This window comes from Pseudacidovorax intermedius (assembly GCF_003350475.1).
Classification (GTDB): domain Bacteria; phylum Pseudomonadota; class Gammaproteobacteria; order Burkholderiales; family Burkholderiaceae_C; genus Xenophilus; species Xenophilus intermedius.
This window is the reverse complement of the sequence record NZ_QQAV01000001.1, coordinates 1,070,962-1,092,452: the sequence shown is the minus strand read 5'-3', so window position 1 is coordinate 1,092,452 and position 21,491 is coordinate 1,070,962. Positions and strand designations below refer to the sequence as shown.

Annotated in this window: 22 protein-coding genes; 9 read left to right on the top strand and 13 right to left on the bottom strand. The window is 70.1% G+C overall.

The window, feature by feature from the left end; translation table 11 throughout:
- Positions 1 to 118: 118 nt before the first annotated feature.
- Entirely contained in the window at positions 119 to 595 is a 477-nt protein-coding gene (locus DFR41_RS04785) for an acyl-CoA thioesterase (RefSeq protein WP_017760526.1), read from the bottom strand.
- Between the two features lie 42 nt (positions 596 to 637).
- Positions 638 to 1,546 carry a LysR family transcriptional regulator gene (locus DFR41_RS04780; protein ID WP_114801871.1) on the bottom strand — a complete coding sequence of 303 codons (909 nt, stop codon included), beginning with the start codon at positions 1,544 to 1,546 and terminating at the stop codon, positions 638 to 640.
- A gap of 123 nt (positions 1,547 to 1,669) precedes the next feature.
- On the opposite strand from DFR41_RS04780, the gene DFR41_RS04775 reads away from it, so the two are divergent.
- From DFR41_RS04775 to DFR41_RS04760, 4 genes are all read left to right on the top strand, one after another.
- The gene (locus tag DFR41_RS04775) at positions 1,670 to 2,899 is read left to right on the top strand and encodes a 3-hydroxybenzoate 6-monooxygenase (protein WP_114801870.1); all 1,230 of its coding nucleotides are present in this window, start codon (positions 1,670 to 1,672) and stop codon (positions 2,897 to 2,899) included.
- A gap of 185 nt (positions 2,900 to 3,084) precedes the next feature.
- Positions 3,085 to 3,786 carry a fumarylacetoacetate hydrolase family protein gene (locus tag DFR41_RS04770; RefSeq protein ID WP_114801869.1) on the top strand — a complete coding sequence of 234 codons (702 nt, stop codon included), beginning with the start codon at positions 3,085 to 3,087 and terminating at the stop codon, positions 3,784 to 3,786.
- A 62-nt stretch (positions 3,787 to 3,848) separates the two neighbouring features.
- The gene (locus DFR41_RS04765; protein ID WP_114801868.1) at positions 3,849 to 4,991 is read left to right on the top strand and encodes a cupin domain-containing protein; all 1,143 of its coding nucleotides are present in this window, start codon (positions 3,849 to 3,851) and stop codon (positions 4,989 to 4,991) included.
- A gap of 72 nt (positions 4,992 to 5,063) precedes the next feature.
- Entirely contained in the window at positions 5,064 to 6,026 is a 963-nt protein-coding gene (locus tag DFR41_RS04760; RefSeq protein ID WP_425326686.1) for a Bug family tripartite tricarboxylate transporter substrate binding protein, read from the top strand.
- 12 nt (positions 6,027 to 6,038) lie between these two features.
- Here the strand turns inward: DFR41_RS04760 and DFR41_RS04755 are convergent, their stop codons facing one another.
- A complete protein-coding gene (locus DFR41_RS04755) occupies positions 6,039 to 7,226 on the bottom strand; it encodes a M20 aminoacylase family protein (RefSeq protein ID WP_114802192.1) in 1,188 nt (395 codons plus the stop codon).
- A 17-nt stretch (positions 7,227 to 7,243) separates the two neighbouring features.
- Positions 7,244 to 8,230 (bottom strand): Bug family tripartite tricarboxylate transporter substrate binding protein, encoded by a 987-nt coding sequence (locus DFR41_RS04750; protein WP_017758682.1) that lies wholly within the window; start codon positions 8,228 to 8,230, stop codon positions 7,244 to 7,246.
- A gap of 116 nt (positions 8,231 to 8,346) precedes the next feature.
- Between DFR41_RS04750 and DFR41_RS04745 the strand changes: the two genes are divergently transcribed.
- From DFR41_RS04745 to DFR41_RS04735, 3 genes are all read left to right on the top strand, one after another.
- A complete protein-coding gene (locus DFR41_RS04745; protein ID WP_114801867.1) occupies positions 8,347 to 9,255 on the top strand; it encodes a LysR family transcriptional regulator in 909 nt (302 codons plus the stop codon).
- A gap of 82 nt (positions 9,256 to 9,337) precedes the next feature.
- Complete coding sequence (locus DFR41_RS04740) at positions 9,338 to 10,312, top strand: Bug family tripartite tricarboxylate transporter substrate binding protein (RefSeq protein WP_114801866.1); 975 nt, start codon at positions 9,338 to 9,340, stop codon at positions 10,310 to 10,312.
- Between the two features lie 132 nt (positions 10,313 to 10,444).
- A complete protein-coding gene (locus tag DFR41_RS04735) occupies positions 10,445 to 11,809 on the top strand; it encodes an FAD-dependent oxidoreductase (protein ID WP_114801865.1) in 1,365 nt (454 codons plus the stop codon).
- 19 nt (positions 11,810 to 11,828) lie between these two features.
- Here the strand turns inward: DFR41_RS04735 and DFR41_RS27940 are convergent, their stop codons facing one another.
- The gene (locus DFR41_RS27940; RefSeq protein WP_244917646.1) at positions 11,829 to 12,815 is read right to left on the bottom strand and encodes a hypothetical protein; all 987 of its coding nucleotides are present in this window, start codon (positions 12,813 to 12,815) and stop codon (positions 11,829 to 11,831) included.
- Between the two features lie 126 nt (positions 12,816 to 12,941).
- On the opposite strand from DFR41_RS27940, the gene DFR41_RS04725 reads away from it, so the two are divergent.
- The gene (locus DFR41_RS04725; RefSeq protein ID WP_114801864.1) at positions 12,942 to 13,373 is read left to right on the top strand and encodes a VOC family protein; all 432 of its coding nucleotides are present in this window, start codon (positions 12,942 to 12,944) and stop codon (positions 13,371 to 13,373) included.
- Here DFR41_RS04725 and DFR41_RS04720 read toward each other — a convergent pair.
- A complete protein-coding gene (locus DFR41_RS04720; RefSeq protein ID WP_114801863.1) occupies positions 13,319 to 13,816 on the bottom strand; it encodes a GNAT family N-acetyltransferase in 498 nt (165 codons plus the stop codon). The two genes, DFR41_RS04725 and DFR41_RS04720, sit on opposite strands and share 55 nt — an antisense overlap.
- A 190-nt stretch (positions 13,817 to 14,006) precedes the next feature.
- Between DFR41_RS04720 and DFR41_RS04715 the strand changes: the two genes are divergently transcribed.
- The gene (locus DFR41_RS04715) at positions 14,007 to 14,891 is read left to right on the top strand and encodes an acyl-CoA thioesterase (RefSeq protein ID WP_114801862.1); all 885 of its coding nucleotides are present in this window, start codon (positions 14,007 to 14,009) and stop codon (positions 14,889 to 14,891) included.
- 6 nt (positions 14,892 to 14,897) lie between these two features.
- On the opposite strand, the gene DFR41_RS04710 is transcribed toward DFR41_RS04715, so the two are convergent.
- From DFR41_RS04710 to andAc, 7 genes are all read right to left on the bottom strand, one after another.
- Positions 14,898 to 15,620, bottom strand: a complete 723-nt coding sequence (locus tag DFR41_RS04710; RefSeq protein ID WP_114801861.1) for an ABC transporter ATP-binding protein — start codon at positions 15,618 to 15,620, stop codon at positions 14,898 to 14,900.
- The gene (locus tag DFR41_RS04705; RefSeq protein ID WP_114801860.1) at positions 15,617 to 16,369 is read right to left on the bottom strand and encodes an ABC transporter ATP-binding protein; all 753 of its coding nucleotides are present in this window, start codon (positions 16,367 to 16,369) and stop codon (positions 15,617 to 15,619) included. The genes DFR41_RS04710 and DFR41_RS04705 overlap by 4 nt, the downstream gene beginning before the upstream one ends.
- Positions 16,366 to 17,343: a branched-chain amino acid ABC transporter permease gene (locus DFR41_RS04700; RefSeq protein ID WP_114802190.1), complete on the bottom strand. Its 978-nt coding sequence runs from the start codon at positions 17,341 to 17,343 to the stop codon at positions 16,366 to 16,368. Before DFR41_RS04700 ends, DFR41_RS04705 begins: the two co-directional genes overlap by 4 nt.
- 5 nt (positions 17,344 to 17,348) lie before the next feature.
- Positions 17,349 to 18,269: a branched-chain amino acid ABC transporter permease gene (locus DFR41_RS04695; RefSeq protein WP_114801859.1), complete on the bottom strand. Its 921-nt coding sequence runs from the start codon at positions 18,267 to 18,269 to the stop codon at positions 17,349 to 17,351.
- Positions 18,270 to 18,282: 13 nt separating this feature from the next.
- Entirely contained in the window at positions 18,283 to 19,461 is a 1,179-nt protein-coding gene (locus DFR41_RS04690; RefSeq protein WP_114801858.1) for an ABC transporter substrate-binding protein, read from the bottom strand.
- A 91-nt stretch (positions 19,462 to 19,552) separates the two neighbouring features.
- Positions 19,553 to 20,065 carry an anthranilate 1,2-dioxygenase small subunit AndAd gene (andAd, locus tag DFR41_RS04685; RefSeq protein ID WP_244917645.1) on the bottom strand — a complete coding sequence of 171 codons (513 nt, stop codon included), beginning with the start codon at positions 20,063 to 20,065 and terminating at the stop codon, positions 19,553 to 19,555.
- A 13-nt stretch (positions 20,066 to 20,078) separates the two neighbouring features.
- Positions 20,079 to 21,365: an anthranilate 1,2-dioxygenase large subunit AndAc gene (gene andAc, locus DFR41_RS04680; protein WP_114801856.1), complete on the bottom strand. Its 1,287-nt coding sequence runs from the start codon at positions 21,363 to 21,365 to the stop codon at positions 20,079 to 20,081.
- Positions 21,366 to 21,491: the final 126 nt, after the last annotated feature.

Genomic DNA, 21,491 nt, shown 5'->3' with positions numbered 1-21,491 from the left:
GGTGGGATCGGCTCAGCCCTAACGGGCGGACGTGAGCGGGTTCTTCACTCTTCGCGCCGAGCCGGGTTGTCCACCGTTCGCGCTGAGCTTGTCGAAGCGCCACGGCCTCGGAGGCCGCTCAGTCCGCCGCGCCGCTCAGGCTGGGCGGCGGCGCATCGGCCACCTTGCGGGCGGCGTCCAGGTGGGCGCGGGCGCGCTCGGCCAGGGCGATCTCGCCGGGGGTCTGGGGTTTATAGGCGTCCACAGGGAGCGGCCGGCCGTGCGAGTCGACCGCCACGAAGACGATCAGGCATTCGGTGGTGCGGACCATCTGGCCGCCCTTCAAGTCGCCGCTGCGCACCTCGACCGAGATGTTCATGCTGGTGGTGCCGGTGTAGGCCATGCGGGCCTCCACCTCGACCAGGTCGCCGATCATGATCGGCCGGTGGAAGCGGATGCTGCCGATGAACACCGTGACGCAGTAGTTGTGCGACCAGCCGGTGGCGCAGGCATAGCCCGCCTCGTCGATCCACTTCATGACGGTGCCGCCGTGGACCTTGCCGCCGAAGTTGACGGTGCTGGGTTCGGCCAGGAAGCGCAGGACGATGGAGGACATGGCGGCGAGTCTCGCAAGTGACAGTGGGGTGGAAGCGGCGGATTATCCGGGCGCCGCGCCACCGCCGAACAGCTGCGCCATCGTCCGCCGCAGCCAGGCGTTGCCGTCGTCGGCATGGAAGCGCGCATGCCAGTGCTGCTTGACCGCATAGGCCGGCAGCGCGAAGGGCGGCTCGATGATGCGCACCGGCTCCTGCGTGGCGAGGATCTGGCCCAGCACGCGCGGCACGATCACCACCAGCTCGGTCTGCGCCACGATGCGCGCCACACCCAGAAAGCTGGACAGCCGCACCGCCACCTTGCGCTCGATGCCGGCGCGGGCGATGGTCTTGTCGACGATGGCATGGCCGGTGCCCGACGAGGCGATGACCGCATGCGACGCGTCCGCGAAGGCCTTGCGCGTCAGCTTGCTGCCGATGCGTGGATGGTCCTTGGCCACCAGGCAGACAAAGTTCTGGCGGAACAGCGTCTGGCCGTAGAAGCCGGCCTCCAGCTGCGGCATGAAGCCCACGGCCAGGTCGACCTCGCCATCCTCCAGCCGGCGCGCGCTGGCGGCCGAGACGATCTCGGTCTCCACCTGCACGCCCGGGGCCTCGCGGCCCAGGTGGTCCAGCAGGCGCGGCAGCAGCACCACCTCGCTGATGTCCGTGAGGCAGATGCGGAAGCGCCGCTTCGCCGTGGCCGGGTCGAAGGCCTCGCGGCTGGCGCGGGCCCGCTCGATCTGCGCCAGCGCCTCGCGCAGGGCGGGCTGGATCTTCTGCGCATGCGGCGTGGGCTGCATGCCCAGCGCCGTGCGCTCGAACAGGCGGTCGTCGAAATGCGCGCGCAGCTTGTTGAGCGCCGTGCTGGCCGCCGCCTGCGCGATGCCCAGGCGCTCGGCCGCCTTGGAGACGCTGGCGGTCTGCCAGACCTCGTCGAACACCCTGAGCCATTCCAGATCCAGTTTGGACATGCGCGCACCCCACTATCGAAAAACGCGATGCCAAGTATCGGCCACAGTGCTTGAGGCAATAGTGGGGCCTGCGAACAATCCGCGGCATTGACAGGCATCAATGCAGAACAGCCGGAGACAGGCATGGCATCCCTCGCAGCATCCCCACGCGCTTCCACTTCTTCTTCCGCCCTGCCGGTGCTGGTGGCCGGCGGCGGCATCGGCGGCATCGCCGCGGCGCTGGCCCTGGTTCGCCGCGGCTTCGACGTGATGGTGCTGGAGCAGGCCGCGCAGCTGGGCGAGATCGGCGCGGGCATCCAGCTCGGGCCCAATGCCTTCGCGGCCTTCGACGCACTGGGCATCGGCAGGATCGCCCGAGCCCGCGCCGTCTACACCGACGAGATGGTGATGCACGACGCGCTGGACGAGACGCTGGTGGGTCGCATCCCCACCGGTGAGGCCTTCCGCCGGCGCTTCGGCAACCCCTATGCCGTTATCCACCGCGCCGACGTGCACGGCTCGCTGCTCGAAGGCGCGCGCGCCACCGGCCGGGTGGAGATCGCCACCGCCACGCAGGTGCAGCGCATTGCGCAGGACGACGAGGGCGTGACGGTGGTCAGCAGCGACGGCCGCACTTTCCGCGGCTGCGCGCTGATCGGCGCCGACGGCGTGAAGTCGGCCGTGCGGCGCCAGTACGTGGGCGACGACGCGCGCGTCTCGGGCCATGTGGTGTACCGCGCCGTGGTGGACCGCGCCGACTTTCCGCCCGACCTGCAATGGAACGCCGCCAGCATCTGGGTCGGCCCCAACTGCCACCTGGTGCACTACCCGCTGCGCGGCGGCGAGCAGTACAACGTGGTCGTCACCTTCCACAGCCGCGAGCAGGAGGAGTGGAGCGTGCGCGAGGGCAGCCGCGAAGAGGTGCAGAGCTACTTCGAGGGCATCTGCGCCCGCGCCCGCCAGCTGATCGACCTGCCCAAGGACTGGAAGCGCTGGGCCACCGCGGACCGCGAGCCTATCGGGCAGTGGGTCTTCGGCCGGGCCGCCCTGCTGGGCGATGCCGCCCATCCCACGCTGCAGTACCTGGCGCAGGGCGCCTGCATGGCCATGGAAGACGCCGTGACGCTGGGCGAGGCCCTGCGCGTGAACGACAACCAGTGGGACAAGGCCTTTGCGCTCTACCAACGATCGCGCGTGGCGCGCACGGCCCGCGTGGTGCTGTCGGCGCGCGAGATGGGGCGCATCTTCCACGCCAAGGGCGTGGAGCGGCTGGTGCGCAACGACCTGTGGAAGGGCCGCACGCCGGAACGCTTCTATGACGCGATGGAGTGGCTGTACGGGTGGACCGAAGGCAACTGCCTGGCCACCGGCTGACGCCCTGCCGCCCGCCTCGTTCGCATCACGTTCATCGAAACATCACCCTGCCCGTTGGCGCTCAATCACCCTCAACCGTTGGCGCTGAGCCACGCCCAACCGTTGGCGCTGAGCCACCCCCAACCGTTCTCGCTGAGCCTGTCGAAGCGCCACCCCAACCTGTTCATCCTCTCCCCCGTCACCCCATGACCGACTACCTCTGGACCCCACCCCCCGTCGCCTCCCTGCCCGTGCGCGGCGACAGCCGCCGCCTGCCGGTGAACCGCCTCTTCTTCGTCGGCCGCAACTACCACGCCCATGCGGTCGAGATGGGCCGCCCCGTCGACAAGTCGGTGGAGCAGCCCTTCTACTTCACCAAGGCGCCCTCGACGCTGGTCGAATCCGGCACCACCGTCGCCTACCCGCCCGGCACGCAGAACTTCCACTTCGAGATGGAGCTGGTGGTCGTCATCGGCGCCGCGGGCTTCCGCGTGGCGCGCGAAGAAGCCGGCCGCCTGGTCTACGGCTATGCCTGCGGCCTGGACATGACCCGGCGCGACCTGCAGCTGGTGGCCCGCGACAAGGGCCGGCCCTGGGACCTGGGCAAGGACGTGGAGCAGTCCTCCGTCTGCTCCGAGGTCGTGCCCATGGCCGGTACCGTGCTGTCGCAGGGCGAGATCGCGCTGCAGGTCAATGGCGAGACGAAGCAGAAGTCCGACCTCGACAAGCTGATCTGGAACATCCCCGAGCTGATCGAGGACCTGTCGAAGTACTACCACCTGCAGCCCGGCGACCTGATCTACACCGGCACGCCCGAGGGCGTGGGCCCGGTGAAGACCGGCGACCGCCTCACCGGCCACGTGCAGGGCGTGGGCGAGATCGCGCTGGCCATCGGCCCCGCGGCATGATGGCGGCCGGCGCGCACTGACTGCCCCAACCCGGCGCAAACCCGACAGGAGACACGCATTCCATGGCTGCCGTGATCGACACCCTTCCCTCCCCCGTGCGGCTGCAGGCCGTGGCCGCCCCCGGCCAGCCCGAGCCCACGCCCGCACTGAGCCAGCTCTACCGCGGCTTCGAGGAAGAGCTGCTGGTGCCCCTGTGGACGCAGATCGGCAGCCTGATGCCGCCGCATCCGCGCAGCAAGGCCGCCCCGCACCTGTGGCGCTGGGAGCGGCTCAAGCAGCTCGCGGCCGAGGCCGGCCAGTTGGTGCCCGTGGGCCGCGGCGGCGAGCGCCGGGCCATCGCCCTGGCCAACCCCGCCCTGGGCGGCCAGCCCTATGCCACGCCCACGCTGTGGGCCGCCATCCAGTACCTGATGCCCGGCGAGCATGCGCCCGAGCACCGCCACACGCAGAACGCCTTCCGCTTCGTGGTCGAAGGCGAAGGCGTGTGGACCGTGGTCAACGGCGATGCGGTACGCATGGCGCGCGGCGACTTCCTGCCGCAGGCCGGCTGGAACTGGCATGCCCACCACAACGCCGCCACCGAGCCGATGGCCTGGATCGACGGGCTGGACATTCCCTTTGCGTACTACACCGAGTCGCAGTTCTTCGAGCATGGGCGCGACCATCTGAGCGAGGCCGAATGCGCCACGCCCGAGCGCTCGCGCTCCGAGCGGCTGTGGGCCCATCCGGGCCTGCGGCCCCTTTCGCAGCAAGCCGACACGCCGGCCACGCCGCTGCTGGCCTACCGCTGGGCCGACACGGACCGCGCCCTGGCCGACCAGTTGGCGCTGGAGGACGAGGGCCACCCCGGCGTGCTGAGTCCCGGCCATGCGGCCGTGCGCTTCACCCACCCGGGCACGGGCCGCGACGTGCTGCCCACCATGCGCTGCGAGATGCACCGCGTGCGCGCCGGTGGTCGAACCCGCACCTGGCGCGAGGTGGGTGGCTCGGTGTGGCAGGTGTTCGACGGCACCGGCAGCGTGACGGTGGGCGACAAGAGCTGGCGCGTGCAGCGCGGCGACCTGTTCGTCGTGCCCTCGTGGCAACCCTTCTCGGCCAGCTGCGATGCGCAGGCCGCCTCGCTGGACCTGTTCCGCTTCGGCGATGCGCCGATCTTCGAGGCGCTGAACCAGTACCGCCTTCAGGTCGACGACGCCTCGGCCTGAATCGGCGCGCGCTCCTCCCCCTCTTCACGACAACGACCCCGGAGACATCCTTTGAAATTCCTGCTCCCCGCCCTGGCCGCCGGCCTGGCCACCACTTTTGCGGCTTCCGACGCCTTCGCCCAGGCCGCCGTTGACTACCCCACCAAGCCGGTGACCATCGTCACGCCCTTCGCCGCCGGCAGCGGCCCCGACGCGGTGCTGCGTCTGGTCAGCGACAAGCTGGGCAAGCTGTGGAACCAGCGTGTGACCATCGACAACAAGCCCGGTGGCGGTGGTTTCATCGCCATCGACGCGGCCCGGCGCGCGGCGCCCGACGGCTACACGCTGATCCAATTCGACAGCGAGCACCTGGCCGCGCTGCCGCACCTGTACAAGTCGCGCAACTTCGTGACCCTGCAGCACTTCGACCCGGTGGCCGCGCTGTTCCGCACACCCTTCTTCGTGGCGGTGAGCAGCGAGTCGAAGTGGAAGTCGATGCGCGACCTGATCGCCGACGCCAAGGCGAAGCCGGGCCAGATCACCTACGGCTCCTGGGGCGTGGGCAGCCCGGGCCACCTGGGCGGCCAGCAGCTGGACGCGCTCACCGGCACGCAGATGAACCACGCGCCCTACCGCGAGGTGTCGCAGCTGTATGCCAACGTGGGCACGGGCGAAGTGCCGTGGGCCTTCGCCAGCATCCCGTCCAGCCAGGGCATCTACAAGGCCGGCAAGCTCAAGTACCTGGCCGTGGCGGCCAAGAAGCGCGTGCCGCAGATGCCCGACGTGCCCACCATGGCCGAGTCGGGCGGGCCGGCCGAGCTGGAGGTCAACTCCTTCGTGTCGCTGCTGGCGCCCAAGGGCGTGCCGGACGCGGTCAAGAAGAAGATCAATGCCGACGTGGCCAAGGTGATCGCCGACCCCGAGATCCGCGCCCGCTTCGACACCTTCGCCTTCGAGCCGCTGGACTGGTCGCCCGAGGAGATCGCGCGCCAGGCCGAGATCAAGTCCAAGGTCTACGGCGAGCTGGTGCGGCGCGGGAACATCAGCCTGGACTGATCGGCCAAGCGCTCACGCGTCCTGCAGGTAGGCCGCCGTGAGGCGGCTCCAGAAGGCGGCGGCGGGCGCAATGATGTCGTCGTTGAAGTCGTAACCCGGGTTGTGCACATGGCAGCCGCCCGGCGTACCGGGCGCGCCGTTGCCCACGAAGAGGTAGCAGCCCGGCACCTTCTGCAGCATGAAGGCGAAGTCTTCGCTGGCGGTGAACATCGGCCCCTGGGCATCCACGCGCGCCGGGCCGAAGAGCCCGGTCGCCACATCCACCGCCAGCGCGGTCTCCTGCGCCGTGTTGACCAGCACCGCATAGCCGTCGCGCCAGTCCACGACGGCTTCCACCCCGTAGCTGCGTGCCTGCAGGTCCACCAGCGCCAGGATGCGGGCCTTGACCAGCTGGCGGACGTCCTCGTCCAGCGCGCGGATGCTCAGTTCCAGCCGGGCCTCTTCGGGGATGACGTTGTTGGCCTGGCCCGCGTGCAGCGCCCCCACCGTCACCACGGCGGTCTTGAGCGGATCGACATTGCGCGCCACCACGGTCTGCAGCGCCATGACGATGGACGACGCCGCCACCACCGTGTCGCAGGCCTGGTGCGGAAAGGCGCCGTGGCCGCCGCGGCCCTTCAGCGTGATGGTGACGTTGTCGCTGGAGGCCATGGCCGGCCCGGTGCGGAAGCAGAAGCGGCCGGCCTCGATGCCCGGCATGTTGTGCAGCGCATAGACCGCATCGCAGGGAAAGCGCTCGAAGAGGCCGTCGGCCATCATCGCCAGCGCGCCGCCCGCGCCTTCCTCGGCGGGCTGGAAGATCAGGTGCAGCACGCCGCTGAAGTCCACGTCTTCCGCGATCAGCCGGGCGGCCGCCAGCAGCGTGGCGGTGTGGCCGTCATGACCGCAGGCATGCATCAGGCCGGGCCGCTGGCTGGCCCAGGCGTGGCCGGTGGCCTCGGGCACCGGCAGGGCGTCCATGTCGGCCCGGATGCCCAGGGCGCGGCGTCCGTTGCCGCGCCGCAGCGTGCCCACCACACCCGTGCGGCCCACGCCCGTGGTCACCGCATAGCCCCAGCCGCGCAGCTTGTGCGCGACCAGCGCGGCCGTCTCGTGTTCCTCGAAGGCCAGTTCGGGCCGGGCATGGATGGCGCGGCGGATCTGGATGAACTCGCCCACGCGCTGCGCCAGGGCCTGGCCCAGGTACGGCGCGTCCTGCATCGTCGTCGCGGCCTGCGTCATTGCGGCTGCAGGTGCATGGAGCGGGCGATGGCCTGGTAGCGGGCGGTGTTGTCCGCATACAGCTTGCCCAGTGCAGGCAGCGGCTGCGGCGCCGGCACGACCATGGCCTGGGCCTCCAGCGCCGCGCGCACCGTCGGGTCGGCGGCCACCTCGCTCAGGGCCTTGTGCAGGGCCTGCACGATCGGCTCGGGCGTGTCTTTGCGCACGAAGAAGCCGGCCCAGGTCTCGAACACGAAGCCCTTGAGGGCCTTGCTCTCGTCGAGCGTCGGCACCTTGGGAAACAGCGCCTGCCGGTCGGCGGAGAGCACCGCCGTGGCCTTCAGCTTGCCCTGCTCCACCATGTCCACCTGGCCGCGGCCGTAGGGCGTCATGAAGATGTCGACCTGCCCGGCCATCACGTCCTGCAGCGCGGGCGCGCCGCCCTTGTAGGGCACGTGCGTCATGGGGATGCCGGTGACCTTGGACAGGTGCTCGCCCAGCAGGTGGTACAGCGAGCCGGGACCCACGCTGGCGAAGGTGAGCGGCTTGCCCTCGGCGGCCGACTTGCGCGCGTAGGCGACCAGTTCGTCGCCGTTGGCGGCGGGCAGGTCCTTGCGGGCCAGCATCACCAGCGGGTTGATGGTGATCATCTGCACCAGCCGGAAGTCCTCCGGCTTGTACTTGATGGCCGCATTCGACAGCGGCGCGAGCACGAGCTCGTTGGGCGAGCCCTGGAAGATCATGTGGCCGTCCGCCGGGCTGTTGAGCACCTTCTGCGCCGCGATGCCGCCGCTGGCACCGCCCAGGTTCTCGACGATCACCGGCTGCCCCAGCTGGCGCGCCAGCACGTTGTTGAGGCTGCGCGCGATGACGTCCGACACCCCGCCCGCGGGGTAGGGCACCATGAGCGTCACGGGCCGGGTCGGAAAGCTCTGGGCCCAGGCGCTGGCGCCGAGCAGCAGGCTGAGGAATGCGCCGGTCAGCGCTTTGAACGAGGGCTTCATGCGAGTGGCTCCTGGCCGTGGGGGTGAGGGACGGAGCGGGATCGTAGGAGTGGCCATCCATGTCGTCCAATGCATTGCTGATTGGATATAAATGATCCAAAACGCATGGATGGAACATGACCCTGGTTCAACTGCGGCACTTCATCGAACTGGCCCGCGCCGGCTCCTTCGTGCGGGCGTCGGACGTGCTGTGCATGACGCAGCCGGCCCTCAGCCGCAGCATCAAGGCGCTGGAGGAAGAGCTCGGCCGCCTGCTGTTCGACCGCATCGGCAAGCGCATCGAGCTGACCGCCTTCGGCCAGGAGGTGCTGGCGCGCAGCCAGGCGCTGGTCGAAGAGGCCGAACAGCTGCGCCACTGCGGACGCGCCCTGAGCCCGGAAGACAGCGGGCGCATCCGCGTGGGGCTGAGCTCCGGCCCCGGGGCGCTGCTGAGTGCGGTGATCCTGTCGCACTTCACGCAGCACTATCCCAAGTTCCATGTCGACATCGTCCGCAGCAACACCGCCAGCCTGGCGCAGATGCTGCGCGACCGGCTGCTGGACGCGCTGGTGGTCGACATCCGCTCGCTGCGCCCCGCGCCCGACCTGCGCGTGACGGACATCGCCGAGCTGGACGGCGTGTTCATGTGCCGGCCCGGCCATCCGCTGGCCCGCCTGGCGCGCGTGGGCTTCGCGCAGCTGAACGCCTACCCCGTGTGCTCCACGCCGCTGAGCGAGGAGACGGCCCGCATCCTGGTCGAGCGCTACGGCGAGCAGGCGCATCCGGCGGTGCTGGTCAAGCTCGCCAGCGACGAGATCTCGCACCTCGTGCAGGTCACGCAGGACACGGACGCCGTGCTGCTGGCCATCCGCGCGAGCGCGCCGCACCTGGTGGAGCTGCCCATGTCGCCGCCCTTGAAGACGCAGGCGCGCTTCGGCCTGGTCACCATCGCCAGCAAGTCCGAGCCGCCCTTCCTGCCGGTCATCCGCGGCCTGATGCGAGAGGCCCTGCGCGAAGGCCCCGCGGCTGCCCCGGCGCCCCGGTAGACCATGACGCGGGCGACATGCCAATGCCGGCCAAGCCCCCTAGACTCGGCGCCTTCTTCCTTTCCGGCACCTGACCGATCCCATGTCGATTGCACGCAGAACCCTTCTCGCCACCGCCTGTGCCCTGCTGGCCGCCGGCGGTGCGCAGGCCCAGACCGCTGCCGCGCCCTGGCCCACCAAGCCGATCCGCCTGGTGGTGGGCTTTCCGGGCGGCTCCACGCCCGACATCGCGGCGCGCGTGCTGGCCGAGCCGCTGGCCAAGGCCCTGGGCCAGCCGGTGGTGGTGGACAACAAGCCGGGTGCCTCGGGCAACATCGCGGCCGACACCGTGGCCAAGGCCACCGACGACCACACGCTGGGTATCGTCATCAACGGCAACCTCACGTCGTCGAAGATGCTGTACTCCAAGCTGCCCTATGACCCGGCCAAGGACTTCAGCTACCTCTCGCTGATCGCCACCGCGCCGCTGGTGCTGGTGGCCAGCAACGACGTCCCCACGGGCAAGGACTTCCTCGCCGCGGCGCGCGCCTCGGGCACCAAGTGGAACTACGGTTCGGTGGGCGTGGGCTCGGTGGGCCACCTGGGCATGGAACTGCTCAAGAACCGCATCCCCGGCATGGACGCCACGCATGTGCCCTACGCCGGCAACCCGCAGGTGGTGACCGCCATGATCGGCGGCCAGCTGCAGCTGGCCCTGGTGCCGCCGGCCATCGCCATCCCGCAGGTCAAGGCCGGCAAGCTCAAGGCCATCGGCCTGACCAGCGGCCGCAGCACCCTGGCGCCGGAATACGCCCCCCTGGCCGACATCGGCGTGCGCGACTTCAACCTGGAGGTGTGGACCGCCCTGCTCGGTCCCGCCAGCCTGTCGCCCGAGGCCAAGGCCCGCATCACCAAGGAGATCGCGGTCATCATGAAGAACCCCGAAGTGCGCCAGCAGCTCTTCGACAAGGGCTGGCAACCGGTCGGCACCTCGCCCGAAGGCATGCGCCTGCGCGTGCAGGACGAGGCGGCGATCATGAGCAAGATCATCCAGGCGCGCGGGATCAAGCTGCAGTGAAGGCCTGACTTCATTGCGTTGCAGGCAGCAGCGGCTCTGTGGCTGCTGTCGCCTAAAAGGCGACGAATGTCGCCCGAAAGGCAACACCCCCTCTTACGTCCAGGTGATGCACCCACCTCGAATGAAAACTTGATGACCGACCACACGCCCACACTTCAGGAACCCGCCCGCACCCTCCCCCTCTTCGGCGAATGGGACGTCGTGGTCGTCGGCGGCGGCCCCGCCGGCATCGCGGCGGCGGTGAGCGCCGCGCGGCAGGGCGCCCGCACGCTGCTGGTGGAGCGCTACGGCTTCCTCGGCGGCATGGGCACGGCCGGCGGGGTGACCAACTTCGCGGGCCTGTATGGCCGGCGCGGCGGCGAGATGCAACTGCTGGTGCGCGGCGTGGCCGACGAGCTGCTGGCGCGCATCGACGCGCTGGGCGGCCTCAACCGGCCGCAGGACGGCATGCAGGGCCGCATCCGCGTGCGCTCCTACGACACCTCGGCCTACAAGTGCGCCGCCGACCAGATGCTGGCCGATGCGGGCGTGGATCTGCTCTTCCACGCCTGGGCCGCGGCCGTGGTGATGGAGGGGCTGCGCATCGACGCGCTGGTGGTCGAGACCAAGTCGGGCCGGCAGGCCATCCGCGCTGCAGCCTTCGTCGACGCCAGCGGCGATGCCGACGTGGCAGCCTTCGCGGGCGTGCCCTTCGAGGTGGGTGATGGCCATGGCAGCGGGCTCTTTCCGACCACCATGTTCCGCGTCGGCCAGGTCGAGGCCGGGCCGGCACTGGAGGCGGTGGGCGAGTTCAAGGCCATCAACGACTGGATCGAGCGCGTCAAGGCCGCCAAGCCGGGCGAGTACCGCTTCGCGCGCGAGGGCGCGATCCTGCGGCCCAACATCGACCCGCGTGAATGGCGCGTCAACGTCACGCAGATCCGCAATGCCGAAGGCCGCGCGATGAACGGCGTGGATGCGCGTCAGCTGAGCGAAGGCGAGCTGGAGGGTCGGCGGCAGATCGCCGAGTTCCACCGCTTTCTCAAGGCTGAGATTCCGGGCTTCGCGCAGTCGGCCATCGTGGAGATCGCACCCCAGGTGGGCATCCGCGAGACCCGGCGCATCCGCGGCCTCTATGCGCTGGCGGGCGAGGACATCCTGGGTTCGGCGAAGTTCGACGACGTGATCGGCCTCAGCGCCTGGCCGATGGAGCTGCATGCCGACGGCCGCATCGAGTGGGGCTTTCCCCGCGACGCCGACAACGCCTACCACCACCTGCCCTGGCGCATGCTGGTGCCGCAGGGCGTGGACAACCTGCTGGTGGCCGGCCGCTGCGCCAGCATGACCCACGAGGGCCAGTCCGCCGCCCGCGCCAGCGGCGGCTGCTTCGCGATGGGCCAGGCTGCGGGCACCGCGGCCGCCAACTTGGGCACGGGCCGCTTTGCGGACGTCGATGTGCCCGCGCTACAGCAGCGGCTGCGGGCTGATGGCGCGGACCTGGACGCGCCACGCGGCTGACCGCGCCGTCGCGTCGGCTTCAGCGATACCCCGGTTCGCTGGCGTTGTGAATGATCCAGATCAGGTAGCCGCTGCTAAAGTCCCCCATGCCGCCGCCCGCGAAGATCAGCCGGCCCTGGCCCTTGTAGGTCATCTCGAAGCGGTGACGGTCGCCGCCAAAGTAGAAGGGGATCCAGGCCTTGCCGGTCATGTAGGCGCCCTGGTCCGTGGGCGGGCCGATCAGGTCGGTGACCTGGCGCACGGGCATGCCGATCTGCAGCCGCGTGAACTTGCTGTTGGCGGCCGGGTTGCCGGTGATCTCGCCTTCGTAATCGTTGATGCCCTTGACGGTGATGCCGCTGCCGGATTCGACCTTGGACGAATCGACCACGTTGCCGTTGGCGTCCATGCCCGGCTTGCCGGCCCCGCGGGTGCCCGAGCCCTTGGCGGATGACGCCGCCACGGGCGCCGCCGCGGCGGGGGCCGCGGCAACCGGTGCCGGGGCCGGTGCAGCCGCACGCGCGGGCATGGGCGCCGGCGCAGCGGCCGCCACCTCGGCGCAACGGTCCAGCTCCAGCACGCGGTGCTTCGGCTTGGTCGTGACATGCACCGAACGCACCTTGGCCGTCACCGTGCCGCCCTTGAAGCCACGCTCGGACGTCGCGCAGCGGAAGAAGATGCCGTCGTCGGCATCGACGGCATAGGCGCCGGCAGGTACGCCGCGGCCACTGGCACGGGCGAGTTCCACCGACACGGTCTCGCCGACCAGCGCCTTGCGGATCTTGACGGCGCTGCTGTCGTCCGCGGCATCGCGGATGGCGGCGTAGTCCAGGCCGGGCAGCCTGGGTGGCGCCACAGGAGCGGGTGCCACGGCGGGCGCAGCGGCCGGTGCGGGTGTTGCAGCGCCCGGGGTGGCGGCGCTGGCGGCATTGCCGCTGCTGGCGCTGTTGCCACTGGAGGCACAGCCCGCGAGCAAGGCGGAGGCGGCAGCGGCGGCGAGCAGGGACAGGCGAAGTGTCGATGTCATCAGGAGTTCCCGTCTTTGGTGGTGATGGGCCGACGCCCTGCATGCACGGAGGGCGCCAGTCTGCGGGGTCATTGTGCCAACCCCCCATGGCTGGACGATGCCGGCCCGCGCCGCCTATGCTGGGCCATGATCTCGCACGTCTTCCTGGGCACCAGCGACTTCGAGCGCGCGCTGGCCTTCTACCAGCCGCTGCTGGCGGCGCTGGGCCTGCAGCAGCGCTTCATCGACCACGACCACCCCTGGGCCGGCTGGCAGCAGCCCGGCGTGGCGCGGCCCCTGCTGCTGCTGGGCCGTCCGTATGACGGACAGCCGGCCAGCGCAGGCAACGGCGCGATGCTGGCCCTGCTGGCCGCGAGCCGCCGCCAGGTGGACGAGGTGCATGCGCTGGCGCTGCGATTGGGTGGCCGCTGCGAAGGCCCGCCCGGCCTGCGGCCGCATTACCACGCGAACTACTACGGCGCCTACTTCCGCGACCTCGACGGCAACAAGCTGGGACTGGCCTGTCACGCGCCCGAGGGCGCCCCCATCCAGAGCCCCAGCACCCATTCGTCCACGTAGTGGTCCTGCGCGGCGCGCTTGTAGAAGCCGCGCAGCGTGCCCTCGTGCACGAAGCCCAGCGACTGGTAGAAGCGCAGTGCGCGCGGGTTGTCGCTTTCGGCGAAGAGCTCCACGCGCAGCGCGCCTTCGTCGCGCAGACGGGTGAGGGCATCGTCGATCATGGCCCGGCCCACGCCCCGGCCATGGTGGCGCGGGTCCACCGCCAGCGTGCCGAGCAGGGCCACATGGCTGGCCCGCCCGGCGTAGCGAACGGCGCGGTAGAAGCCCGCCACCTGGCCCTCTACCTCCCACACGAAGAAGCAGCCCGAGGCGAGCAGTTCGTCGAACACCGGCTGGAAGGCTTCCGACGGCATCGGCTCGTGCGTGAGGAAGGGCACCACCTCGGGATGCATGTAGATCGCATGGACGGCGGCAAGGTCGGCGGGCATGGCAGGTCGGCGCATGGCGGGATTGTGGCGGGCGGCTCCCATCCATTCCCGCGGTGCAGCGGACGATGCGGGCCAGTGAACCTGAGACCGTTCGGGCTGAGCCTGTCGAAGCCGGGGCACGGATGCGACCCGCGTCGCCCGCGTGGCTGCCGGCCGGCCCGCGCTTTGCTAAGGTGGCAGCCTGCTCTGCTTTCGCCGCTTTCCAATGACCGACGCCCCCACCACCGCTTGCCTCGTCGAGGATCTCGTCGCCCTCATGCGCATGGAGCCGCTGGGCGACGACCGCTTCCGCGCGCAGAGCGAGGACATCGGCACGCCGGCCGTCTTCGGCGGCCAGGTGCTGGGCCAGTCGCTGATGGCGGCCTGCCTGACGGTCGAGCCCGACCGGCCGGTGCACTCCATGCATGCCTACTTCCTGCTGCCGGGCGAGCATGCGCCCATCGACTACAGCGTGGACCGCGTGCGCGACGGCCGCAGCTTCACCACCCGCCATGTGCTGGCCCGGCAGTCCGGCCGCATCATCTTCGAGATGGCGGCCTCGTTCCAGACGCGCGACCGCGGCGTGGAGCACCAGCTGGCCATGCCCGAGGTGCCCCCGCCCGAGGCGGTGCCGAGCGAACTGTCGCGCCGCCTGGCGCTGGGCGACCGGCTGCCCGCCTCCTTCCGCGTGAAGGGCACGCAGCCGCACGGCATCGAGTTCCGCACCGTCGAGCAGGACGACCTGCTCGCTCCCCTGCCGCGCGAAGGCGGCAGCGCCGTCTGGATGCGGGCCGTGGCGCCGCTGCCCGACGACCCCAACGTGCACCGCGCCCTGCTGGCCTATGCCTCCGACCACGGCCTGCTGCGCGCCGCGATGGTTCCGCACGGCCTGAGCTTCCTCACGGGCCAGGTGCGCGCCGCCAGCCTGGACCACGCCATGTGGTTCCACCGGGACTTCCGCTTCGACGACTGGCTGCTGTACGTGATCGACTCGCCCAGCGCCGGTGGCGCGCGCGGGCTGTGCCGCGGCAGCGTGTTCTCGCGCGACGGCCGACTGGTGGCCTCCACCGCGCAGGAGGGCATGCTGCGGGTGCGCGAGCCGCGCGGCTGAGGCGCGCTACACCCCCAGGTAGCGCGACCAGACGCTGCGGTCGGCATCCAGCGCCGCCGAGTCGCCCTGCCACACCACGCGACCGCGCTCCAGCACCACATGCCGGTCGGCCAGGCCCAGCAGCCGGTCGATGTACTTGTCGACCACCAGCGTGGTCTGCCCGGCCTGCTTGAGCCGGCGCAGGCAGCGCCAGATCTCCTCGCGGATCACCGGCGCCAGGCCCTCGGTGGCCTCGTCCAGGATCAGCAGGCGCGGATTGGTCGACAGCGCGCGGGCGATGGCCAGCATCTGCTGCTCGCCGCCCGACAGCTGATGCCCCAGGTTGTCCGCGCGCTCGGCCAGGCGCGGGAAGAGCGCATAAAGCTTGTCGAGCGTCCAGCCGTCGCGCAGGCCGTTGCGCTGGTCGGCGAAGGCCACCAGGTGCTCGCGCACCGTCAGGTTGGGAAAGCACTGGCGGCCCTCGGGCACGATGGCCACGCCCATGCGCGCGATGGCATCAGGCCGGCGGCCATGCACCGCCTCGCCGCCGAAGCGGATGCTGCCGCGGCGCAGCGCCAGCGCACCGATCAGCGTCTTGAGCGTGGTGCTCTTGCCCATGCCGTTGCGGCCCAGCAGCGTGAGCACCTGGCCATGGCGGATGTCGAGGTCGATGCCGAACAGCACCTGGCTGGCGCCATACCCGGCCTCCAGGCCGCGGGCTTCGAGCAGCAGGGTTGCGCCTTCGCTCATGCGTCCACCTCTTCCGTGCCCAGGTACACGGCCTGCACCTGCGGGTTGCCGCGGATCTCCTCCACGCTGCCGGCCACCAGCACGCGGCCGTAGACCAGCACCGAGATGCGGTCGGCCAGTTCGAAGACGGCCTTCATGTCGTGCTCGATCAGCAGGATCGCCATGTCGCGCTTGAGTTCGTGGATGAGGGCGGTCATCTGCTGCGAGTCCTCCGGCCCCATACCGGCCATGGGCTCGTCCAGCAGCAGCAGCTTGGGGCGCGCGGCCAGGGCCAGCGCCACGTCCAGCTGTCGCTGCGCGCCATGCGGCAGCGTGCCGGCGATGCGGTCCAGCGCCTGCGACAGGCCCACGCGGGCCGCCAGTTCGTCGGCCGTGGCGCGCAGCGCGGCCTCGCGGTTGCGCTCGCCCAGGAAGCGCAGGCTGCTGCCCGCATGCGCCTGGGCGGCCAGCAGCAGGTTCTCCATCACGGTGGACTGGCGGAAGATGCTGGTGATCTGGAAGCAGCGCGACAGGCCGGCGCGCACGCGGGCGTGCATCGGCAAGGGGGTGAGGTCCACGCCATCCAGCCGCACCCGGCCGGCATCGGGCGCGATCAGTCCCGAGATCAGGTTGACCAGCGTGGACTTGCCCGCGCCGTTGGGGCCGATCAGTGCATGGATCTGGCCGGCATCGACGCTGAGCGACACGTCGTCGGTGGCGCGCAGGGCGCCGAAGTTCTTGCGCAGGCCTTCGACCTCGAACAGGCTCATGGCGCGCTCCCTTCGACCACCGCGCCAGTGGCGGCAAGCGTCGAGTTGCGCCGCCGCACCGGCAGGCGCAGGCCCGCCAGTCCGCGCGGCGCGAGGAAGACGATGGCGATCAGCAGCAGGCCCAGCGGCAGGTGCCAGTATTCGGTGAAGCGGCGCACCACTTCTTCGAGCCCGATCCACACCGCCGCGCCCACCGGGCCGCCCCAGCGGTGACCGACGCCGCCGATCACCACCATGACGATCAGCGTGGCCGACTGCGTCCAGTGCATGACCGAAGGGCTGACGAAGTTGTTGTGCGTGACCAGCAGCGCGCCCGCCAGCCCCGCCACGGCCCCCGCCAGCGCGAAGGCCACCAGCTTGAGCCGGAACACCGGATAGCCCATGGCCTGCATGCGCACCTCGTTGTCGCGCAGGCCCGTCAGCGCCTGGCCGAAGCGCGCCCGCGTGGCGCGGTTCATCAGCGTCATCACGGCCGCGAACAGGGCCAGCACCACCCAGTAGAAGGTGGGCTCGCTGGCAAGGTCGAGCCCCAGTCCGAGTTCCGGCCGCTGCATCAGGTTGTAGCCGTCGTCGCCGCCATAGGCGCGCAGCGACACGGCCGCAAAGTAGAGCATCTGCGCGAAGGCCAGCGTGATCATGATGAAGTAGACGCCGCGCGTGCGCAGCGCCACCAGGCCCACCAGCGCGGCGACCCCGCCGGCCGCCGCCGCCGCGGCCGGCCACAGCAGCCAGGCCGACACCTGGCCGGCGTCGGCCAGCGCCACCAGCGTGTAGGCGCCCACGCCCACGAAGCCCATGTGGCCCAGCGCCACCAGTCCGCCGAAGCCGAGGATGAAATTCAGACTGGCCGCGGCCAGCGCGAAGATCAGCACCCGGCGCACGAAGTTGACGTAGTAGTCCAGCCCCACCAGGGGCGCCAGCAGCGGAAAGGCTGCCAGCAGCGCCAGGGCGATCCAGGGGAACACGCGCGCCATGCCGCTCACCCCCGCGCCGGGAACAGCCCGGTCGGCTTGACGGCCAGCACCACCGCCATCAGCGCATAGGTGGCCAGGCCCGCGATCAGCGGCCCCAGGTCCGACACCAGCGTGGGCGGCAACACGCCGCGCAGCGCCATGGGCACGAAGGCGCGGCCGATGGTGTCCACCAGGCCGACCAGCATCGCCGCGACGAAGGCGCCGCGCACCGAGCCGATGCCGCCGATGACCAGCACCACCAGCGAGGGGATCAGGATCTCCTCGCCCATGCCCACCTGCACAGCGGTGAGCGGGCCCATCAGCGCGCCGGCCAGGGCCGCCAGCGCGGCGCCCAGCAGGAAGACCAGCGAGAACACCCGGTCCACCCGCACGCCCATGAACTCGGCCATGGCGCGGTTGGACGCACCGGCGCGCACCAGCATGCCCATGCGCGTGTGGTTGACCAGCGCATACAGGCCCAGGGCCACCAGCACGCCAGCCGCTAGGATGACGAGGCGGTAGGCCGGATAGGGCAGGCCGGGCATCAGCTCGACCGCACCCGACAGCGCCTGCGGCGCCGAGGCCATGACCGGCGCCGGGCCCCAGATCATCTTGGCCACGTCGTCGGCCACCAGGATCACGCCGAAGGTGGCCAGCACCTGCGACAGGTGGTCGCGCCCGTACAGGTGCCGCACCAGCAGCCATTCGAGCAGCACCGCCAGCACCACGACCAGCAGCACCGCCGAGGCCACCGCCATCACGAAGGAGCCGCTGGCCGTGTGCACCGTGGCCGCCACGTAGGCCCCGCCCATGAAGAGCGAGCCATGGGCGAGGTTCATCACGTCCATGATGCCGAACACCAGCGTGAGCCCCGCCGCCAGCAGGAACAGCATCAGCCCGTAGCCCAGGCCGTTGAGCATCTGCTCGATGAAGAGGATGGGGGTCATCGCGGGCGTGCTGTCACTTCAATTTGCACTGCTGCCAATAGGCATCGCGGTAGCCCTTGAGCGGCGTGGAGAGGGTCTTGTTGGTGATCTTGCCTTCGGCGTCCTTGCCGATCACGCGCAGGTAGTAGTCCTGGATCGGGAAGTTGTTGTTGCCGTACTTGAAGGGCCCGCGGATCGACTGGAAGTTGGCGGCCTTCAGGGCCTTGAGCACCGCCTCCTTGTTCTTCACGTCGCCCTTGACGTCGCGGGCCGCAGCATCCATGGCCAGGATGGCGTCGTAGGCCTGCGCGGCATAGAAGGTGGGGTAGCGCTTGTAGGCCTTGCGGAACTCGCTCACGAACTTCTGGTTGGCCGCATTGGGCAGGTCGTGCGACCACTGCGAGGTGGAGAACAGGCCCAGCATGGGCTCGCCCACGGCGGCGATGGTGTCCTCGTCGGCCGAGGCGGGGTTGGTCACCAGCCGCACGTCCTTCGACAGGCCCGAGGCCACGAACTGCTTGATGAAGTTGATGCCCATGGCGCCGGGCAGGAAGAAGAACACCGCCTCGGGCTTGGCGGCACGGATCTGCGCCAGTTCGGCCGCGTAGTCCAGCTGGCCGACCTTGCCGTAGACCTCGGCCACCACGTTGCCCTTGTAGGTGCGCTTGAAGCCGGTGAGGTGGTCGCGGCCCGCCGGGTAGTTGGGCGCGAGGATGAAGGCGCTCTTCAAGCCCTGGTCGCTGGCCCACTGGCCGGCGGCCTCGTCCCAGGTGTCGTTCTGGTAGCTCTGGCCGAAGAAGTAGGGATTGCACTGCGCGCCCGCGTACTGGCTGGGCCCGGGGTTGGCGGTGATGAAGGGCACCTTGGCCGCGAACAGCGCCGGGCCGACGGCCAGGGCCACGTTGGACGGCACGGGCCCGGTGAAGAAGTCGATCTTGTTCTGCTGGATGAAGCGGTCGACGATCTGCTTGGCCTGGTCGGGGCTGCCCGCCGTGTCGGCCTGGATGAATTCGGCCGGGTAGCCGCCCAGCTTGTTGTCGAGCAGCCTGATCGCCAGGTTGATGGCGTCGCGCGTCTCGGCACCGCCGGCCGCAAAGGGGCCGGAAATGTCCAGCGCCAGGCCGACCTTGATGGGATCGGCGGCGAGGGCAGGCGCGGCGAAGGCCAGGGCCAGGGCGGCGGCCAGCAGCGGCCGGGTGCGAACGGGGGTCATGGGCTTCTTCTCCGGGGAATGCGTGAATGAATGGATGGGCAGTCAGCAATCGGCATGCCATCGTGTGCAGGCCGCGAGAGCATTGCGCAGATCAGATGGGCGTGGCCAGCAGCGTGAGCACGCGCGAGGTGTCGTACACCACGCGCCGCTGCGCAAAGCGCCAGCCCGTGGGCGTGCGCAGCACGCGGTCGAGGTAGCGGCCGGCCTGGAAGACGAAGGACTCGCCATTCGTGCGCGTCTGCACCACCACGTACGAGGACTCGGCCGTCACCGTCTGCGCATCGACCGCCGTGATCGTGAGCCCGCTGGTCATGTGGCGGTAGCTGTGCGACTCGTAGATGTTCGCGTGGCGCAGCGCCACCACGCGGTCGCGCAGCATGCCCGCGCTGGTGCAGTGCACGAGGCCGATGGGCAGGCCCATGTCGGCGTTCTCCTTGGGCACGATCTCGTAGAGGCAGTCCTCGGTGAAGAGGGCCGTCCAGTCCTCCAGACGGTCGTTGTCCAACAGGGCGCAGTAGCGCTCGTTCAGCTGGTGGATCTGGAACCAGAGGGCGATGTCGACGTCGGGCGCTGCGGCAGCCGCGGCGGTCTGGGGGGCTTCCATCACGGTGCTCATCTCAATACCCCATCAGCTTCTGATAGCCCGTCCAGAACTTCCGGATCAGGTTCTCGGTGATCATGGTGTCCTCCCGGTTCGGGTCGGTGCGGCCCAGGTCCAGCACCGAGGTGGCGTCGGCATCGCGCGCGGTGCCGCGCTGCACCAGCTCGGTGGCCTCCGTGTCCTCCATCGAGATGTAGCCCGCCGGCCCCACCAGGTTGGCCTGCTTGATGCGCAGCGCGCGCAGCTCGGGCGTGTCGTCCTCGTAGCCGAAGAAGTGGAAGACCAGCTCGAACTCGCCGGGCGCCTTGGGCAGCACCTGCCGCGCCACCAGCGTGTTGTGGATCTGCTGCAGCACCAGCTGCGGAAAGATGGTCTGGATGTGGTTGGTGCAGTCTTCCTCGTACTCCGAGATGAAGCCCAGCACCGAGGCGTCCTCCAGGTGGAAGCCGTCGTCCATCGAGCGGATCGCCTGCTGCTTGTAGGCGGTGGCGGTGTCGGCCTCTTCCTCGATGTTGGTGGCGGTGATGATGCTGTGCAGGCCGTGCGTCTTGTCGGCCAGCGAGCGCGCCTTCATGCCCACGCGGAAGATGTTGAAGGTGGTGTGGAACAGGTGCAGCAGGCTCGCGTGGTACGGGTCCTTGACGTTCTCGTAGTAGAGCTTCCAGTTGCTGCGGGCGTACTGGCGGGTGCAGCCGAGGTACACCACCTTCTTGTGCATCACGCGGTCCACCCAGGGCCGCATCTGCTCGCCGATGTAGTCGGCCAACGTGGGCGCCTCGTCGCTGAAGCTGGCGAAGACCAGGCCCTTGTAGCTGTCCACGCGCAGCTTGCGCAGGCCGTGCGCCTTGTTGTCGAAGTCCGGCGGCATGCCCGGCGCGCCGTCGCGCCCGCGCTTGAAGGGAATGCCCTGCAGGTCGCCCTTGGCGCTGAAGCCCCACTGGTGGTAGACGCAGGTGTGCACCTTGGCATTGCCGCGCGCATTGCGGCAGACCATGGCGCCGCGGTGCGCGCAGCGGTTGACCCAGCAGGCCAGCTCGCCGTCGGGCGCGCGGGTGACCACCACCGGCGTGTCGCCGACGAAGGTGCTCTTGTAGTCGCCGGGGTTGGGAATCTCCGCCTCCAGCGCGACGAAGCTCCAGGTGGGGCCGCGGTAGATGCGCTCCTGCTCGCGCTCGAACACCTCCTGCGAGCTGAACACGGCATAGGGCACGCGCGAGCCGTCGGCCTGCGGAAAGTGCACCACGCGCTGCTCGCGCTCGGCGGCAGCCGCCTGCAGTGCACCAGGATCGACCGGTTGATTCATGGCAAGAACTCCTTCCTTGTGCGGGCCCGGCAAGGGCCGGGCGTCATGGGCCGCATGGTCGAAGGCGCCGCGCGCGGCGGCTATCCGAATCGCGCGGATTCGGTGGCGCGGCTGTCCGGATCGCGC

Bases quoted from the DNA above. Each gene is read 5' to 3' on its own strand.
- DFR41_RS04785 (WP_017760526.1), bottom strand. From the start codon at position 595: ATGTCCTCCATCGTCCTGCGCTTCCTGGCCGAACCCAGCACCGTCAAC.
- DFR41_RS04780 (WP_114801871.1), bottom strand. From the start codon at position 1,546: ATGTCCAAACTGGATCTGGAATGGCTCAGGGTGTTCGACGAGGTCTGG.
- DFR41_RS04775 (WP_114801870.1), top strand. From the start codon at position 1,670: ATGGCATCCCTCGCAGCATCCCCACGCGCTTCCACTTCTTCTTCCGCC.
- DFR41_RS04770 (WP_114801869.1), top strand. From the start codon at position 3,085: ATGACCGACTACCTCTGGACCCCACCCCCCGTCGCCTCCCTGCCCGTG.
- DFR41_RS04765 (WP_114801868.1), top strand. From the start codon at position 3,849: ATGGCTGCCGTGATCGACACCCTTCCCTCCCCCGTGCGGCTGCAGGCC.
- DFR41_RS04755 (WP_114802192.1), bottom strand. From the start codon at position 7,226: ATGCAGGACGCGCCGTACCTGGGCCAGGCCCTGGCGCAGCGCGTGGGC.
- DFR41_RS04750 (WP_017758682.1), bottom strand. From the start codon at position 8,230: ATGAAGCCCTCGTTCAAAGCGCTGACCGGCGCATTCCTCAGCCTGCTG.
- DFR41_RS04745 (WP_114801867.1), top strand. From the start codon at position 8,347: ATGACCCTGGTTCAACTGCGGCACTTCATCGAACTGGCCCGCGCCGGC.
- DFR41_RS04740 (WP_114801866.1), top strand. From the start codon at position 9,338: ATGTCGATTGCACGCAGAACCCTTCTCGCCACCGCCTGTGCCCTGCTG.
- DFR41_RS04735 (WP_114801865.1), top strand. From the start codon at position 10,445: ATGACCGACCACACGCCCACACTTCAGGAACCCGCCCGCACCCTCCCC.
- DFR41_RS27940 (WP_244917646.1), bottom strand. From the start codon at position 12,815: ATGACATCGACACTTCGCCTGTCCCTGCTCGCCGCCGCTGCCGCCTCC.
- DFR41_RS04725 (WP_114801864.1), top strand. From the start codon at position 12,942: ATGATCTCGCACGTCTTCCTGGGCACCAGCGACTTCGAGCGCGCGCTG.
- DFR41_RS04720 (WP_114801863.1), bottom strand. From the start codon at position 13,816: ATGCGCCGACCTGCCATGCCCGCCGACCTTGCCGCCGTCCATGCGATC.
- DFR41_RS04715 (WP_114801862.1), top strand. From the start codon at position 14,007: ATGACCGACGCCCCCACCACCGCTTGCCTCGTCGAGGATCTCGTCGCC.
- DFR41_RS04710 (WP_114801861.1), bottom strand. From the start codon at position 15,620: ATGAGCGAAGGCGCAACCCTGCTGCTCGAAGCCCGCGGCCTGGAGGCC.
- DFR41_RS04705 (WP_114801860.1), bottom strand. From the start codon at position 16,369: ATGAGCCTGTTCGAGGTCGAAGGCCTGCGCAAGAACTTCGGCGCCCTG.
- DFR41_RS04700 (WP_114802190.1), bottom strand. From the start codon at position 17,343: ATGGCGCGCGTGTTCCCCTGGATCGCCCTGGCGCTGCTGGCAGCCTTT.
- DFR41_RS04695 (WP_114801859.1), bottom strand. From the start codon at position 18,269: ATGACCCCCATCCTCTTCATCGAGCAGATGCTCAACGGCCTGGGCTAC.
- DFR41_RS04690 (WP_114801858.1), bottom strand. From the start codon at position 19,461: ATGACCCCCGTTCGCACCCGGCCGCTGCTGGCCGCCGCCCTGGCCCTG.
- andAd (WP_244917645.1), bottom strand. From the start codon at position 20,065: ATGGAAGCCCCCCAGACCGCCGCGGCTGCCGCAGCGCCCGACGTCGAC.
- andAc (WP_114801856.1), bottom strand. From the start codon at position 21,365: ATGAATCAACCGGTCGATCCTGGTGCACTGCAGGCGGCTGCCGCCGAG.